The sequence below is a fragment of the Koromonas humicola genome, assembly GCF_059726255.1.
Genome location: NZ_AP040873.1, coordinates 1,699,768 through 1,715,633 on the forward strand (window position 1 = coordinate 1,699,768; position 15,866 = coordinate 1,715,633).

A 15,866-nucleotide genomic window follows, 5' to 3' on the forward strand; every position below is an offset into this window, starting at 1 on the left:
TCCGTTCAGGGGCGCCGCGCCCGCAAGGAGAGAACGTTTCATGAAGAAGCTCATCAATTCTCCGGAGAATGTGGTTCGGGAAGAGTTGGAAGGCATTCAGTTAGCGCATGGCGATCGCGTCCGAGTTAGCCTCGATCCGTTTTATATCGCGCGAAAAGATGCTCCGGTAAAAGGCAAGGTCGCCCTTGTTAGCGGTGGTGGCAGCGGTCACGAACCGATGCATGGTGGCTTTGTTGGCCTTGGAATGCTCGATGCAGCGTGCCCTGGCCATGTATTCACCAGCCCCACTCCCGATCAGATGTTCGAAGCCAGCAAGGCCGTTAATGGCGGAGCTGGAGTTCTTCACATCGTGAAGAACTACACCGGCGACGTAATGAATTTTGATCTCGCCGCCGATATGCTGCGTGAAGAAAAGATCGAAGTCGCAAGCGTGCTCACTGACGACGACGTTGCCGTGCAGGACAGCCTCTACACAGCGGGCCGTCGCGGCGTAGGCCTCACCGTCCTGATGGAAAAGCTTCTTGGCGCTGCTGCCGAGAAGAAGATGGATTTGGCAAAACTCAAAGCTCTAGGCGACACCATTCGCGCTACGGGACGCAGCATGGGCATGGCGCTCACGCCCTGCACTGTTCCGCATGCTGGCAAGCCGTCGTTTGAACTTGCCGAAAACGAGATGGAAGTCGGCATCGGCATTCACGGCGAGCCTGGGCGCAAGCGTCTACCACTCGCTCCCGCTGATCAAATCACCGAGATGCTGATGGAACCAATCCTGAGCGATCTACCTTTTAAGCAGGGCGACAACGTCATCCTGTTCGTAAACGGAATGGGTGGCACTCCGCTCATTGAGCTCTATATCGTTTATCGCAAGGCCGCTCAGATTGCCGAAAAGCACGGGTTGAAGATTGTTCGCAACCTGGTTGGCAGCTACATTACCAGCCTTGAAATGTCGGGCACGTCCATCACCCTTCTGCGCGCCGATGATAATCTGGTCAGTCTTTGGGACGCTCCGGTCAACACTCCAGGATTGCGCTGGGGAATCTAATTGACACAGGGAAGCACGATGAATTCGTTGAACGTTGAGCAACTGCGGTCGTGGATCCTCACGGCCGCAGCGGCTATTGAACAGAATGCCAGCATGCTGTCTGACCTCGATTCCGCTATCGGCGATGGCGACCATGGCGCGAACATGTCGCGCGGATTCACCGCCGTCAAAAAGAAATTGGAAACTCCGCCCGCTGACATCGGTGCCATGTTTAAGACCATAGGCATGACGCTTCTCTCCACGGTCGGTGGCGCTGCTGGGCCACTCTACGGAGGGTTTTTCCTCGAACTCGGAAAGCAGACTATTGGAAAGCAGGAGCTCGATGTAGCCACCCTGTCGTCGGTGTTTGCCGCTGGTCTCGCGGACATCGTCCGTCGCGGGAAGGCGGAATTGGGTGACAAGACTATGGTCGACGCCCTCACCCCCGCGTTCGAAGCTTTGAAATCTGCAGGAACCGATATCACTACGGCGACGCGCGCCGCAGCGACGACGGCCCGAGACGCCGCGGTGAAAACGTCGCCGCTGCTGGCGCGCAAGGGGCGTGCCAGCTACCTTGGAGAGCGTAGCATTGGCCATCAGGATCCAGGAGCCACCAGCTCCGCAATCCTTCTTGAATCGCTCGCTGAAGTCGCAGCGAAATAGCGTCATAAAATCATGGTTGGAATCGTCCTGGTTTCTCACAGCAAGAAGCTGGCGACGGCTCTTCGGGAACTCGTGCTCCAGATGGTTGGACCAGAGTTCCCGATTGCTGTTGCCGCAGGTGTTGGTGACGAGCACGAAGAACTCGGAACCGATGCGGTTCACATATCCGAGGTCATGCAGCCGTTTCTTGAGGGTGACGGCGCTGTCGTGCTCATGGATCTCGGCTCCGCTGTCCTAAGCGCCCAAACCGCGCTCGAGCTGCTCGATGCTTCCGCGGACCCCGCATCCAAGCTGCGTCTTGTTCCCGCACCCTTGGTTGAAGCTGCCGTCTCTGCTGCCGTGCAAGCCAATGCCGGAGGCAGCCTCGACGATGTAGCGCGGGAAGCGAAGGCCGCACTCGTTCCTAAACAATCTCAACTTGAGACCGAATCGGAGCCCGCTGCACCTGCTGAAGCACCTGCAGCGGAGCATCCCGACGCCAATGCTATCGAGTTCGACGTTGTCATCGAAAACCCTCACGGCCTACACGCGCGCCCCGCTGCTACGCTCGTGCAGGCAGCCAGTCATTTCCAGTCTGATGTTCAACTGACAAATCAGACCAGTCGCCGTGGGCCATCTTCCGCGCGCAGTCTCACCAGCGTGAGTCTTCTCCAGGTGCGAAAAGGCGATAACCTTCGCTTTACGATTCGTGGTACAGATGCCGCCGAAGCGGCTACGCGCCTGAAAGAACTTGCTGCTGGGCGGTTCGGCGAGACTGAATCGGAGCCCACGCCTGCACCTAAGTTGGCTGAGCAACAGAAGGCGACCTCTGGCCCGGTCGGTGCGTCCGAAGGCATCGCAATCGGCCGTGTGCTCGCCCTCAACGCTGCGTTATCACTCCCGCAAGATTCTGAGCCTCGTGCGCCTCAAGAGGAGTTTGCAACGCTAAGCAAAGCCATTGCACAAGTCCAGCACGATCTCAAGGCGGAAGCCACACACGGCACTGCCGCCGAGATCCTCGCAGCACAAGCTTTGATTCTCACTGACCCCGTGCTTCTCGAGGCTGTTCGTGCGAAGGTGAATTCCGGGAATGTTCCCGCATCGCGTGCCTGGCGAGAGGAATGTGCCAAGCTGGCCGACTCCTATGCTTCGATGGATGACGAATATATGCGCGCCCGTGCTGCCGATGTTCGCGACATCTCCGTACGCGTCCTGCGCGCCATGGCAGGGGAGTCGCAAGCCGCAAAAATTCGTCCCGAACCGCCCGCTATCCTGCTTACTACCGAGCTGCTTCCCAGCGAGGCGATGGCCTGCGACCCGCAGCATGTTCTGGGCGTACTGGCCTCCGCAGGAAGCCCCACCGCCCATGCCGCCATACTCATGCGAACCCTCGGAATTCCGATGGTCGTAGGCGCTGCGAATATCAACTCCGCGACGATCTCACCGAACACAATCATTGCCATCGATGGCTCAACGGGAGAGGTGTGGATCGATCCTCCAGCCACGGAGCGCGCAAAAATCGAAGCTCGTCAGCAACTGCTCCTCGCCGAACGCAAAGCCGTTGAAGGCACGCGCCATGAGCCGGCGTTCACTCGCGATCAGGTTCAAATAGAGGTGCTCGCAAATGTTGGTAACGCAGCGGATGCCGCGCAGGCACGTGCGAACGGCGCCGAAGGCGTAGGCCTCCTCCGTACCGAGTTCGTTTACATCAACAACAAATCAATGCCGACAGAAGACGAGCAGACCGCCGCTCTTCGCACAGTTCTTGCTCCGCTCGGTGCTGGCCCAGTAGTTATTCGGACTCCCGATGTTGGTGCCGACAAGCCCTTGCCTTATCTGCCTTCCTCAGACGAGCATAATCCGTTCCTTGGAGTGCGTGGCCTGCGGCTTTCCTTCCGCCATCCTGAGTTCTTCCGCTCCAATTTGGGAGCCATTCTTCGTGCCGGAGTTGATGGCCATGACGTCTGGATTATGTTCCCCATGGTGACTAGTCCAGAGGAGATGCAGCACGCCCGTGAGTTCGCCGAGCAGGTTCATCTGGAACTGGAGCGCAACAAGGTCCCACATCGCTGGCCCGTAAAGCTTGGCATGATGGTCGAAGTGCCGTCGGCAGCTCTGATGGCTGAGCGGTTCGCACATCTTGCCGACTTCTTCAGTATCGGAACAAACGACCTGACGCAATATGTACTTGCTAGCGAGCGCGGCAATGCTGACCTCGCATCCTTGCAGGACACAGCTCACCCAGCAGTTCTGCGTACCATACGCGAGATCTGTGATGCAGCTCAGGTCACTGGTTGCCATGTATCCGTCTGCGGTGATGCGGCATCCGATTCAGTAGCGGCCGCATTGATGGTAGGTGCTGGAGTTCGTTCCCTAAGCGTGCGGCCAAATCGCGTCGCTGCCATCAAGGCCGAAATGCGAAAGTGTTCCACTGCCGACTTGCAAAAGCTGGCAATCCAAGCAATGGACCTGGACAACAGCTACGAGGTGCGCAAACTGGTCGAAAGCTTCATCCACAGCGATGGCCTCGTTCAGAAGGATCGTTAAGCCATGGAAAAGTCCGTATTGATATTCATCGAAAACGCCTACGAAGACATGGAACTCATGTACCCGAAGTACCGCCTGCAGGAAGCCGGATACCGCGTCGTTGTCGCCGGCCCGGAGGCGGAACACACCTACATCGGAAAGCATGGTTATCCCTGCAAGAGTGACGCCGCTATCGCTGACATCAATGAAGCCGATTTCGTCGGCGTAGTCCTTGTCGGCGGATGGGCTCCTGACAAGCTTCGCCGCGATCCCAAGGTGAAGAAGCTTGTAGCCGAGTTCGCACATTCCAACAAGCTCGTCGCCGCCATCTGCCACGGTGGCTGGATGGCAATTTCAAGCGGTATTTACAAGGGTGTACGTGTAACCGGAAGTCTCGGCATCAAGGACGATCTCACAAACTCCGGAGCGATTTTCGAGAGCTCATCCTGCGTGACGGACCGTAACTTCGTCAGCAGCCGCAATCCTGACGATCTGCCCTCATTCATGAAAGGCGTGTTGCAGGTTCTGGAAAGCAGCAGAAGCAGCGAAGTAATGAGGCAGGGAAAATAAGATAGGGAAGTCTTTTCGCCGATCAGGCGCCCGTACTTTTCGCGGCGCCTGTTTTGGCCGGAATCACGCCCGGATTGTGACTTCTGGCGGAGCGATCTACGCGATCCCAGAATGCTATAAAGTAGTCCACTGCCGACATCAGCGACACCACCAGCATGAACCAGATCGAGATTCGTGCGATCAGATCCACTCCAATAATGAATCCGAGGAAGTTCCACTCATACCAGCGATGAGCCAGTATCGCAGCCACCACGGCTACTATCTGCAGAACCATTTTTAGCTTGCCTAAATCGCGAGCCTGAATGGCGAAACCTTCCGTCGCCGCCACGCTTCGCAATCCAGTGATCAGAAACTCCCGTCCGAGCACCAGCACCACGATCCAAGGTGGCATCAGGTTCGGAGTAAAGCGGACCAGCAAGATAAGCCCTGCGGCCACGAGTAGCTTATCTGCCATTGGGTCGAGCAGAATTCCCATGCTGCTGATCTGCCCGTTTTTGCGGGCATAGTACCCGTCCAGACCGTCCGTAATCGACGCTAGAATGAAGATTCCGGCTGCGAGCAGTTCCTGTTGACCATGATGGAAGATGCTGCTGGAGAGTACCCAAATCAAGAACGGGATGCACCCGATTCTGCTTAAGGTGATCGTATTTGGCAGGTTCAGCAAATTTCTAAAGTCCCAAGTCGGTGTTAGCCTTCCAAATTATGCTGGATGCATCCGGGAAAAGCAACGCACACGAATAGTGCCTACCCAAGAAAGGCGTTCTAAAGAGGGAACTTACACCGAAACTATGGAATCCAAAGCTTCGTGTTGCTCACGGAAACCGAGCTTAGCCCCTGTTTCAGCAGATCTTCAATCTCGCGCATCGATTGGATCAGCCCGCCACCCACCAACGGCATTTCGGGGCGAATTGAACGAACGGAGTCCACCAACCGTGGAGCTGCAATCGCGGGCAATACCTCTAGAGCGTCGGCTGCGGTGGTCCGCAACTGATTCGCAACGCTTTCCATCGCTCCACGATCCAGCAGAAACGTCCGCTGAATCACGTACATTCCGAGCGCATGGGCCTGTCGGAAGGATTCATGGTGGGTCGAGATGATGCCCTTCAGTCCACGTTTCTGCAGGAATGAGAGGGCACTGGCGTCCCGAGAGAATCCATTCAGCAAGTCCATATTCACAATTGGGATCTTGCCCCCAGCCAACGTCCTTTGCAGCAGCCCCACTATGTTTTCGGGGTCCCCGCAGAGGAAATAGATGACTTTTCCATGAGACGCTATCGCCAGATCCAAGTGCTCCGGATCGCGTATGGCTGGAATGATCGGAGTTTCTGCCAGCAGGCGTTTTATCGGAACGAGTTCTGCCATGGCTGCTGCGCCGGCCCCCTGAGGTCCGCTGTTTGCCTTGTATGCAGTAGTCTTTCGTGCCAGATCCGCCATTGATCGCCCTGACGGCATTGGGTTCCTCCAATTTGTGTACCGACTTGAAATTCCACTGGGTAACAGCAATCCCAAAAAATTACCGGGCAGCTCAAACTTTGGTGCACGAAGTATAACCGAAGTCGCGAAAAAGAAAAGATCACATCCCTTGCACGTAAATGGGGAATCGGGTTAGGCACTGTAGATGGTACGGATGAGGCGTCGGGTTTCACCAGCACAGCTTCCGCGGACCAGACTTGTCGAGCGTTGACCTTAGTTCCCGCGAAATGTCCCTAGATGGCCCGTATTTCCTTGACTTTTGTGCATCGCAGTATCAAGATTCGAGACGGTTGGACCTTCCACGCCGCCACGTGAAGAGCGCATGAGATCAGCACGTGCGGGGGACGAAAGCCGCTAGAGAGATTGCTTCCGGTGCGAGATTTTAGCCCGGATCTAAGTCTGTATAGCTTGCGGCTAGGCACCCTGCATTGATCGCTTCATTCAGCGAGTCTTCACGTCAGAGCCTTCCGCAACACACAGAATTCTTAATCAGCAGGGCACTCGCTCTCAAGTTGCACTCATCCTCCGCAAGCCGGTCCGCCCAGCCAGTCCGGGCAGACCCGTGAGTGAACGGAATGTCGCAGCCTCGCTTGCATAGGAGGAATCATGGAACAGACGCGAGTGGTAATTATTGGCGGAGGCGCCACCGGAGCAGGTATTCTCTGGGATCTGTCTCTGCGCGGGATCCCGGCCATCCTTTTGGAACAGAAGGATCTGGCGAATGGAGCGACCGGACGTTGCCATGGGCTGCTGCATTCAGGCGGCCGTTACGTGGTCAAGGATCCGGAAGCGGCCAAAGAGTGTGTTGCCGAAAACCGGATTCTCAAGCAGATAGCGCCTCATTGTGTTCACGACACAGGCGGCCTTTTCGTTCAGTGCCGCCAAGACGACCCAAACTTCTTTGAACAGTGGTTCGAGTCCTGTAAGAAAATTGATCTCCCTAGCCAACGCCTTTCGGCCGACGAGGCCTTGAATCTCGAACCTAATCTTCCTCACGACATTTTCGGTGCCTTCACTTGTCCCGATGCGCACGTCGATGTTTTTCAACTGACGCTCTCCAATATCGAGTCTGCTGCCGAGCGCGGTGGCCAGTTCAGAACCTACTGCGAGGTGTATGGAATCGACATTGATCGCGGTAAGGTTAAGGGAGTTCGCTATCGCGACACTCTCACCGGAGAAGAGAATTACATCGGTTGTGAACTCATCGTCAATGCTGCCGGAGGATGGGCCGAAAAAGTCGCCGAGATGGCAGGCGTTGAAGTCCCGGTTCGTTGCGACAAGGGCACGCTTCTCGTTCTGAATCATCGGCTATCCACTCGCGTCATCAATCGTTGCCGCAAGCCTGGGGATGCGGACATTCTGGTTCCCGCCGGTCCGGTCTGCATCCTCGGCACAAGCTCAATCACGGTGCCGGGCCCCGAAGGTCTCACCGTTTCACAGGAAGAGATTCAGCATCTGCTTGATCTCGGTATCGAACTCGTTCCCGCACTCGCTGACGCACGCATCCTTCGCATCTTCTCCGGCGTGCGCCCACTCTACGTTCCTAAGGCTGCGAGTGGTGCCGGTGGACGTGAAATCAGCCGCGGCTTCGCACTGCTCGATCACGAAGCGAATGACGCAGTTCACGGCTTCGTCTCCATCGTCGGAGGCAAACTCACGACCTATCGCTTGATGGCGAAATCGGTTGCCGACCTTGTAAGCAGCAAGCTTGGTGTAAACGTTCCGTGCACTACCGACACGGTTCCGCTTCGTCCTCAAGCTAGCGATGTTGTTCTCCACAAGGCGCAAAGACTGCTCCCGGTGCCGGTTGTTGAAAAGGCAGGGAAGCGTCTCGGGCCGAAGCTCGGCAAGATTGTCAGCGCCATCGAAGCCCGTCCTGAACTTGCAGAAGTCGTCTGCGAATGCGAATTGGTCACTCGTGCCGAACTTGAATACGTGCTAGGCGACGAGACGTTGATCCCGGCGAAAACCATCAGCGACGTAGGCCGTCGTACTCGGTTGGGCTTTGGTCCATGCCAGGGAACATTCTGCGGATTCAAAGCCATGGTTGCAGGCTTCCAGTCCAATCGCTGGGATTCCAATGAAGCCTCAGCTCAATTCGAGCGTTATCTCGACGAGCGTTGGAAGGGGCAGTCGGCAATTGAACATGGCAAACAAGTTGAGCAGCTCTATCTCAGCCACGACCTGTTCGGAGTGTCCTACAACTTCCACGAGCAGAAGGGCAGGTGAGCCACGTGAAAACAAATGAATTTGACGTAATCATCGCGGGCGCTGGCATTGCCGGAATTACCGCTGCGGCAGCCGCTAGTCATCGTGGCTTGCGTGTCGCAATTGTTAGCACGGGGCCGGGTTCATTCGTCTTTGGTGCTGGTTCGGTTCAGTTCGAGCGGGGAGAAGCATCTATGCCTTCCCTCGAGAACGCCGTGAACTTTTTTGCCAATCTCACCGATGTCGCTGGTTGCGGCTATCGTGGTGGAATCGGCCATGTGCACTGCGTTCCCACGATTCTCGGCAGCTTCCAGACCGTATCGATGGCTCCATTCTTCGTCTGGAATGGTGACCCCGCAATGGCCAGTCGTGCAGCCGTAGTTGGTGTTGAAGGTTTGTGGTCCTTCGACAGCAAGTTCATGGCGGAGCGCCTTTCGTTCCATGCGGCTCAACTTGGGCAAAGTGTTTCGTACACCGCGCACACAATCAAGCTTTCGCATGCAAGCAACACGTTCCCCGGAGCATTGGAATTTGCGAATCGTTTTGACCGCGATCCCGAATTCCGTCGTGAACTGCGCGATGCACTCAAGCCGATAGCCGACAACTACGAACTCATCATCTTGCCGGGAATTCTTGGCATTAAGTCTGGCTGGAATGAGATCGAACGTCTGGAAAGGGAACTGGGCGCGATGGTCTGCGAAGTGCCAACTTTGCCGCCATCTATCCCAGGCATGCGCCTCTACAACCGCCTAGAAGCGCGCCTTCGCAAGCTGGACGTCGAGGTGTTCACTGGCTTCCCGATCGAAGAGCTTGAGATTCACAACGGTCACTTTGAAGGTCTGCTCATCGATAGTCCGGCCAGACCGCTGAAGCTCTCAGCCTCGATGCTCATCCTTGCCACGGGTCCATTCTCGGGAACCCTCCTCGGGCCAGACCTTCATGGCTTCGACGAGGATCTTCGTCCCGTCAATTCTTCGGGCGCAGTCATTGCAAGAAATGTTTTCGGCGCAGGCGCTATCTTGCGCAACAGCAGTGCGCGCGCTGGCAATGCCGTGGCCATTCTTACCGGATACCACGGAGGAATGATCACAGCGGGAGCAGGAGTTCAATATGCGCACAGATGATGTGTTACTCGATAATTGTTTGAAATGCTCGGATTGCAATACTGCCTGCCCTGTCGTGACGGCGCTTCCTGCTTATCCCGGACCCAAGCGGCTCGGACCTGAGCTTGAACGCATGCGCCGCGAAGGCATATCGTGCGATACCGACTGGGTGGAGTATTGCCTCGGTTGCCATCGTTGTGACCTTGCCTGTCCAAACGAGGTCAATGTTTCTGAGCTGATCGCCCGTGCAAAAGCGGAGCACAAGAAATCGCCAATACGCAGCCTGCGGGACTTCTGGTTTGCGCGCCCCGCGCTCCTTGGCGAGCTCTGCACCATTGCGCCTGCGGTCACAAACTTCTCTTTGGGACTGAAGCCGGTACGGCAGCTCATGTCGAGTCTCATTGGCATTGGAGCCGAGCGCCAGTTCCCGTCCTACACCACGCCTAATCTCAAGACTCCGAGCCCTGCGAAAGGAAAGGGCGAGCGTATTCTCTTCTTCCCAGGATGTTTCATTCAGTACAACAACCCTGATCTTGGGCGCCGGATTCTCGAGTTGCTCCAAATCAATGGCTTCCAGCCTGAGGTTGCCAAGACTGGATGCTGTGGCGTTCCGTCGCTCGCCAACGGCGATGCTGACCAGGCCCGAACCCGTGCCAAAGATAACGTTGAAAGCATGTCTGCCGCAGTGGAATCCGGAGCCCGCATTGTTACTGCCTGCTCCAGTTGCGGCCACATGCTCAAGACAGGTTTCGGGCGCATGCTCGAGTCCGATCCAGCCCTGAAGGAGAAGGCCGAGAAGATCGCCGCCAGTACTTTCGACTTGGCCGAGCTACTCGCCTCGCAGCAGGATGCAGGCAAACTCAACACCCAGTTTGAGCCTGCAGCAACAAGGCTCAAGCTTGCCTATCACGCTCCGTGCCATCAGAAGTCTCAAGGCATTGGCCGTCCTTGGTATCACCTTCTCAGCCAGCTTCCCGGTATCGAGATTCAGGACCTAAACGCCGGCTGCTGCGGAATGTCTGGAACTTACGGCTTCAAGAAGGAGAAGTACCCGGTGTCCATGGCTGTAGGACGTGAGCTCTTCGCTGCAGTTGAGGAGAGCGGTGTGCAGACCGTTGTGACCGAGTGTGCCACCTGCCAGATGCAGATCGAGCATGGCACTGGTGTTAAGACCATTCATCCGGCTGACATTCTGCTCAACGCCTACGCCGAGAACACTCGACATTGACTTTCCTCCGGCCGTTCACCCCACGGCCGGCAGGTTTTATCCTGTGCGGGGATACTCCTCCGCCCCCTTTCTGGGGCGGAGGATTTTTCATTCTGTGCAACCTCCCCTCTCACTCCCCAGCTTTCTTCCGCCCTGCCTTCTTCTAGCCGTTGACAACCGATTCCGCGCTGACGTAACGTGCTCGACGGTTTCGGAGGGTGAACAGTCCTTTGTAGATGAAAAATTGAGCAGAGCCAGCGTTTCCCTTTGAGAATTCATCGAATCGTGAGAAGCTTGTGCCCCTGTGTCACCGCTGTGGGGCGGAGCGACACGAACCCAAGATCACATCGCGGTACCCCGATACACCAGTAAGACCCGTACGACCTGAACAAAGAGCGCTCAACAAAGCCAACGTACCCCAACCTGTAGGAGGAAATTGAATGATCCAGTTTCTGATTTGTATAGGTGCGCTAGCCTTCTTGATGCTGGTGGCATACCGCGGATTTAGCGTCATCTTGTTTGCGCCAATCGCGGCCTTGGCAGCGGTTCTGCTTACGCAACCGCATGCCGTGCTGCCCATTTATAGCGGCCTGTTCATGGAAAGCATGGTTGTCTTCGTAAAGCTCTACTTTCCTGCTTTCATGTTGGGAGCGCTCTTCGGAAAGCTCATTGAGCTCTCCGGCTTTGCAAAGTCGATTGTCTCGGCAGTGATCGGGGTTCTCGGCGAAAAGAGCGCCATTCTCTCCATTGTCGCCGTATGTGCCCTACTCACCTACGGTGGTGTCTCGCTCTTTGTTGTGGTGTTTGCCGTGTACCCGTTCGCGGCTGAAATGTTCCGCGAGGCCAAGATTCCGAAGCGCCTCATTCCTGGCACAATCGCGTTGGGCTCTTTCACTTTCACGATGGATTCGCTGCCGGGCACCCCGCAGATTCAGAACATCATCCCGACAACGTTCTTTAAGACAACGATTTACGCTGCTCCCGTGCTTGGTACTCTTGGCGCAATCTACATCCTCATCGTCGGCATGATGTACCTCGAGTGGTGCCGTCGACGTGCGCATGCTGCCGGTGAGGGCTACGGTACCGGACACATCAATGAAACCCTCCCAGCCGGAGAAGGGAAGTTGGTCAACCCGGCTCTGGCCATCCTCCCTCTGTTCGTCGTAGGAATCGCCAATCTCGTCATCACGCGAATGGTCATCCCGCGCATCTACGGCGCGAGCAACACCATTCAACTGACTGCGGCTGGTAAGCCAATTACGCAGGATGTAACAAAGCTAAACGGCATCTGGTCGGTCGAGACCGCGCTGGTACTGGGCATCATCACCGTGGTGTTGTTCGGGTACTCCCGCATCAAGAGCCAATTCGCCGAAGGCAGTAAATCGGCAATTGCGGGCGCGTTGCTCGCCTCAATGAACACCGCGTCGGAGTACGGTTTTGGCGCTGTAATCGCGGCTCTTCCTGGCTTCCTGATTGTTCGTGACGCGCTCTCTCACATCCCGAACCCGCTGGTAAATGAAGCTATCAGCGTAAACATCCTCGCTGGCATCACCGGGTCTGCGTCAGGAGGCATGAGTATTGCGCTGGCTGCTATGGCTAACCAGTTCATTGCCGCTGCCACCGCTCATGGCATCCCCATGGAAGTGCTGCATCGCGTAGCGTCCATGGCCTCTGGTGGTATGGACACACTGCCTCACAACGGAGCCGTCATTACATTGCTCATGGTGACAGGACTTACGCACAGGACGTCTTACAAGGATATTTTCGCTGTCACCTGCATCAAGACCTCGGCCGTGTTTGTCATTATCGCCCTGTTCTACATGACTCACCTGGTCTAGCACCAGCAGAACTCAAAGGGGCTGCCCACGGCAGCCCCAACCAACTTCAAATCGCGAACTCCGGAACTGGATCTCTTACATTGCCGTCCTTCTTCTCTCGCGAAAGAACGCCTGCAGTATCTCCATGCACCTTCCGGCCAGAACTCCTTGTGCTACTTCCATCCGATGATTCACCTTCGGATGATTGATCACCTGCATGATTCCGCCTACAGCACCTGCTTTCGGGTCCATTGCCCCAAATACCAGACGTGCGATCCGTGCGTGGACCATCGCTCCTGCGCACATCGCACAAGGCTCCAGGGTGACGTAAATCTCGCAACCGCTCAGGCGGTAGTTGCCAAGTTCGCGGGCAGCGTCTCTCATTGCCAGAATCTCCGCGTGACCGCACGGGTCGCTGCTAGATATCACCTGATTCCAGCCTCGTCCGATGATCCGCCTCTCAAGCACAACCACAGCACCTACTGGAACCTCTCCAGCGACCTCCGCCAGATGCGCAAGCCTCAGCGCCTCTTCCATCCATAGTTCGTCAGGTGTTTTGTCCCGGATACTGCTACCGTCGTTCATCGGCAGTCTTTACCTCAGCCAGAAGATCGCAAAGCAAAATTAATACTGCAGCTCCTCAGTTCGAAGAAAACCCGCGAACAGCACCTCACCTCTAATTTCCCAGAATTGATGCTATCAGGGGTATCGTCATGAATCGCGTCATCATCGCGTGTGTATTCGTATTGAGCGCGGTTTGTGCGTTCGCACAAAGTACATCTCAAGGCTCGTATTCCGGTGAGCTTCGTCCGCTCACGTTTCGCGGATGCCTTGTGCAGTCAGGCGCCGAATACGACCTGATCATGGCTGGCGCCACAACTCGCCAGTATCGTCTTGTAGGTACCAATCTCAATCAACTCGAAGGAAAAGTCGGCCACGTGGTCTCCATCACCGGAACGGTTCCCGACACCTTGGCCGTGGGCACTACAAACGTGAGCTCTTCCAACGACACCATAAATTTCCTCGCCGTTGATGACCTTGGAACCTCCTGCAAGAACTCCGTTCAGTCCCCCTCGGGCGAGACTCCGTACTCCTCCGCGTCCTTGTTTGGCCCGTCTGAAAACCGGCTTCTTCGCCGTTCGGCAACTTTCCTTCCTGACTCCGGCCGACTGCGCTCGCAGCCAGGAAGTTACATGATCGTTCCGCTTGTAGGCGTGCTCGCGCTGGGGCTGCTACAAACAGCTCGCCGCCGCCGTAAGTAGGCTATCCCGCCGCCGGCTCCTGCTGCGTCATGCAGTGAATAGCGCCCAAGCCCCAGATAAGATCGCCACAATAGATCGGAATTACCCGGTGCTTCGGTAGAACGCGCTGGATCGTATTCAGTGCCTTGAGATCATTCGAGTCGTTGAACGTTGGAACCAGCACCGTACGATTTGAGATGTAGAAGTTCGCGTAGCTTGCTGGCACCCGCTGACCTTTAAAAACCACAGGCGCAGGCATGGGCAGCGGAATGACTTCCAGCGGCCTTCCCACGGCATCCGTCATCTTCTTCAGACGCTTCAGATTGTTCTTAAGGATCGTGTAGTTCGCGTCCTCTGGATCTTGCTCGCTTGCGGCCAGCACCGTGCGTGTCCCCACGAATCTTGCAATATCATCGACATGCCCGTGCGTGTCATCGCCCACAATTCCGCTTTCGATCCACAGCACCTTTTTGACGCCAAGCATAGCTCCCAGAGCCGCTTCGATTTCTGCGCAGTTCATCCCCGGATTTCGCTGCTGCACGGTGCTAAGTAGGCATTCCTCTGTGGTCATCAGCAGTCCGCGACCGTTGACATCGATCGAGCCGCCTTCCAAGACCATCTGCCGACAAGCGCCATCAACCTCGACCGCTGCTTCGAAAGCCTTGTACCTCAACTTACTCGACACCAGTCCGGGCAGTTCGTTGTCGAGCTTCCAGTTCTTGTACTTGGCCCATGCGTTGAACTTCCAATTAGTCACAGCGACTTTTCCGGCCTTGTCTTTGACAAAGATCGGTCCGGAGTCGCGCAACCATCCACGATTTGTGGGCCACTGATGAAACCGGATGCGTCGTTCCAGCGCAGGCAGTACATTGGCGGCTGTTAATACTCCGCGTGCCCGCGCTTCAGCAGCCTCATCGTTCACGATAAGCTCGACCCCGGCCGCGTGTGCCAAATGCCGTACGATCTCAGCATATACGTAGGGAATAGGTTCAAATTTTCCTGGCCAGTCCGACCTGTTGTGTGGCCAGGCCAACCACGTTGCACGCTGCGGTTCCCACTCCGCAGGCATGCGAAAACCCAATGCCGCCGGATACTCCACTCCCGTCTTTTTCGCCATTACCGTCCGAACCTCTGCGTAATAGGCGTATAGGCGTCAATGCGTCGGTCGCGCAGGAAAGGCCAGTTGCGGCGAATCTCCTCTTGTAGCTTTACGTCAATAGTCCCGATCAGGATCTCTTCCTTGTCATGCGAGGCCTTGGCGATGATTCGTCCAAAGGGATCAGCCAAGAAAGACCCTCCCCAGAACTCCAGACCCGCTCCCTTGACGTCATTGCCGCGAATGTTGCCGGTCTCGTGCCCCACGCGGTTTACCGCGCCCACATACACTCCATTCGCAATCGCGTGCGCCCGCTGGATGGTGAACCATGCCTCGTACTGTGCCTGTCCCCACTCGGCCTTCTCTGCCGGATGCCATCCAATCGCCGTTGGGTAGAAGATTATGTTTGCCCCTTGCAGAGCGGTCAGCCGAGCGCCCTCCGGATACCACTGATCCCAGCACACCAGCGTGCCTACCGCACCTTCCTTCAGGTCAAAGCACTTGAATCCAAGATCGCCCGGCGTGAAATAGTACTTCTCGTAATACAGGGGATCGTCCGGGATGTGCATTTTGCGGTAAATGCCCTGAATCTCGCCATCGCTGCCCAGCACTACGGCGGTATTGTGATAAAGCCCAGGCGCGCGCCGTTCAAAGAGCGAAACCTCAATAGCGACTTTCAGCTCGCGAGCGACAGCAGAGAATCGCGCCGTCGTCGGCCCGGGGATCGATTCCGCGAGGTCGAAGAGCGCGGTGTCTTCGCGCTGACAGAAGTATTGGGTGCGGAAGAGTTCCGGCAGGCAAATAACCTTTGCACCGCGGCGGGCGGCCTCCCGCACATGTTCCACTGCACGCTCGACGTTGTCATCCGGTTCGGGCGAGCAGCACATCTGTATAAGGCCTACTTCAAATTTGTCGGCCGCCAATGGGTCCTCCAGCTATTTGAGAGTCAGAGTTAGAATATC

At 56.4% G+C, this 15,866-nt stretch carries 14 protein-coding genes; 9 read left to right on the forward strand and 5 right to left on the reverse strand.

Annotation, left to right across the window (positions count from 1 at the left end; translation table 11 throughout):
• Positions 1-40 precede the first annotated feature (40 nt).
• The 4 genes from dhaK to AC6IZD_RS07400 are packed head-to-tail and all read left to right on the forward strand — an operon-like array spanning position 41 to position 4,759.
• The gene (gene dhaK / locus AC6IZD_RS07385) at positions 41-1,042 is read left to right on the forward strand and encodes a dihydroxyacetone kinase subunit DhaK (RefSeq protein WP_497787045.1); all 1,002 of its coding nucleotides are present in this window, start codon (positions 41-43) and stop codon (positions 1,040-1,042) included.
• Positions 1,043-1,060: 18 nt separating this feature from the next.
• Positions 1,061-1,684: a dihydroxyacetone kinase subunit DhaL gene (dhaL, locus tag AC6IZD_RS07390; protein ID WP_497787046.1), complete on the forward strand. Its 624-nt coding sequence runs from the start codon at positions 1,061-1,063 to the stop codon at positions 1,682-1,684.
• A 12-nt stretch (positions 1,685-1,696) separates the two neighbouring features.
• Entirely contained in the window at positions 1,697-4,210 is a 2,514-nt protein-coding gene (gene ptsP / locus AC6IZD_RS07395) for a phosphoenolpyruvate--protein phosphotransferase (RefSeq protein ID WP_497787047.1), read from the forward strand.
• Between the two features lie 3 nt (positions 4,211-4,213).
• A complete protein-coding gene (locus AC6IZD_RS07400) occupies positions 4,214-4,759 on the forward strand; it encodes a type 1 glutamine amidotransferase domain-containing protein (RefSeq protein ID WP_497787048.1) in 546 nt (181 codons plus the stop codon).
• A 22-nt stretch (positions 4,760-4,781) separates the two neighbouring features.
• Here AC6IZD_RS07400 and pgsA read toward each other — a convergent pair whose 3' ends face one another.
• Positions 4,782-5,423, reverse strand: a complete 642-nt coding sequence (pgsA, locus tag AC6IZD_RS07405; protein WP_497787049.1) for a CDP-diacylglycerol--glycerol-3-phosphate 3-phosphatidyltransferase — start codon at positions 5,421-5,423, stop codon at positions 4,782-4,784.
• Between the two features lie 122 nt (positions 5,424-5,545).
• Positions 5,546-6,211 carry a glycerol-3-phosphate responsive antiterminator gene (locus tag AC6IZD_RS07410; protein WP_497787050.1) on the reverse strand — a complete coding sequence of 222 codons (666 nt, stop codon included), beginning with the start codon at positions 6,209-6,211 and terminating at the stop codon, positions 5,546-5,548.
• A 627-nt stretch (positions 6,212-6,838) separates the two neighbouring features.
• On the opposite strand from AC6IZD_RS07410, the gene glpA reads away from it, so the two are divergent.
• The 4 genes from glpA to AC6IZD_RS07430 all read left to right on the forward strand — a co-directional run bounded on the left by glpA (position 6,839) and on the right by AC6IZD_RS07430 (position 12,588).
• Positions 6,839-8,461, forward strand: a complete 1,623-nt coding sequence (glpA, locus tag AC6IZD_RS07415; protein WP_497787051.1) for an anaerobic glycerol-3-phosphate dehydrogenase subunit GlpA — start codon at positions 6,839-6,841, stop codon at positions 8,459-8,461.
• Between the two features lie 5 nt (positions 8,462-8,466).
• Entirely contained in the window at positions 8,467-9,564 is a 1,098-nt protein-coding gene (locus AC6IZD_RS07420; RefSeq protein ID WP_497787052.1) for an FAD-binding protein, read from the forward strand.
• Complete coding sequence (locus AC6IZD_RS07425) at positions 9,551-10,771, forward strand: anaerobic glycerol-3-phosphate dehydrogenase subunit C (protein ID WP_497787053.1); 1,221 nt, start codon at positions 9,551-9,553, stop codon at positions 10,769-10,771. Before AC6IZD_RS07420 ends, AC6IZD_RS07425 begins: the two co-directional genes overlap by 14 nt.
• 419 nt (positions 10,772-11,190) lie before the next feature.
• Positions 11,191-12,588 (forward strand): GntP family permease, encoded by a 1,398-nt coding sequence (locus AC6IZD_RS07430; RefSeq protein ID WP_497787054.1) that lies wholly within the window; start codon positions 11,191-11,193, stop codon positions 12,586-12,588.
• Positions 12,589-12,663: 75 nt separating this feature from the next.
• Here AC6IZD_RS07430 and tadA read toward each other — a convergent pair whose 3' ends face one another.
• On the reverse strand, positions 12,664-13,152 hold the full coding sequence (gene tadA / locus AC6IZD_RS07435; protein WP_497787055.1) for a tRNA adenosine(34) deaminase TadA: 489 nt from the start codon (positions 13,150-13,152) through the stop codon (positions 12,664-12,666).
• Positions 13,153-13,280: 128 nt separating this feature from the next.
• Between tadA and AC6IZD_RS07440 the strand changes: the two genes are divergently transcribed.
• Entirely contained in the window at positions 13,281-13,829 is a 549-nt protein-coding gene (locus AC6IZD_RS07440; protein ID WP_497787056.1) for a hypothetical protein, read from the forward strand.
• A gap of 1 nt (position 13,830) precedes the next feature.
• Here AC6IZD_RS07440 and AC6IZD_RS07445 read toward each other — a convergent pair whose 3' ends face one another.
• On the reverse strand, positions 13,831-14,925 hold the full coding sequence (locus AC6IZD_RS07445) for an agmatine deiminase family protein (RefSeq protein WP_497787057.1): 1,095 nt from the start codon (positions 14,923-14,925) through the stop codon (positions 13,831-13,833).
• The gene (locus AC6IZD_RS07450; RefSeq protein ID WP_497787058.1) at positions 14,925-15,827 is read right to left on the reverse strand and encodes a carbon-nitrogen hydrolase; all 903 of its coding nucleotides are present in this window, start codon (positions 15,825-15,827) and stop codon (positions 14,925-14,927) included. Before AC6IZD_RS07450 ends, AC6IZD_RS07445 begins: the two co-directional genes overlap by 1 nt.
• Positions 15,828-15,866 lie beyond the last annotated feature (39 nt).

Coding starts and splice junctions, on each gene's coding strand:
- dhaK (WP_497787045.1), top strand. CDS start 41: ATGAAGAAGCTCATCAATTCTCCGGAGAATGTGGTTCGGGAAGAGTTG.
- dhaL (WP_497787046.1), top strand. CDS start 1,061: ATGAATTCGTTGAACGTTGAGCAACTGCGGTCGTGGATCCTCACGGCC.
- ptsP (WP_497787047.1), top strand. CDS start 1,697: ATGGTTGGAATCGTCCTGGTTTCTCACAGCAAGAAGCTGGCGACGGCT.
- AC6IZD_RS07400 (WP_497787048.1), top strand. CDS start 4,214: ATGGAAAAGTCCGTATTGATATTCATCGAAAACGCCTACGAAGACATG.
- AC6IZD_RS07410 (WP_497787050.1), bottom strand. CDS start 6,211: ATGCCGTCAGGGCGATCAATGGCGGATCTGGCACGAAAGACTACTGCA.
- glpA (WP_497787051.1), top strand. CDS start 6,839: ATGGAACAGACGCGAGTGGTAATTATTGGCGGAGGCGCCACCGGAGCA.
- AC6IZD_RS07425 (WP_497787053.1), top strand. CDS start 9,551: ATGCGCACAGATGATGTGTTACTCGATAATTGTTTGAAATGCTCGGAT.
- AC6IZD_RS07430 (WP_497787054.1), top strand. CDS start 11,191: ATGATCCAGTTTCTGATTTGTATAGGTGCGCTAGCCTTCTTGATGCTG.
- tadA (WP_497787055.1), bottom strand. CDS start 13,152: ATGAACGACGGTAGCAGTATCCGGGACAAAACACCTGACGAACTATGG.
- AC6IZD_RS07440 (WP_497787056.1), top strand. CDS start 13,281: ATGAATCGCGTCATCATCGCGTGTGTATTCGTATTGAGCGCGGTTTGT.
- AC6IZD_RS07445 (WP_497787057.1), bottom strand. CDS start 14,925: ATGGCGAAAAAGACGGGAGTGGAGTATCCGGCGGCATTGGGTTTTCGC.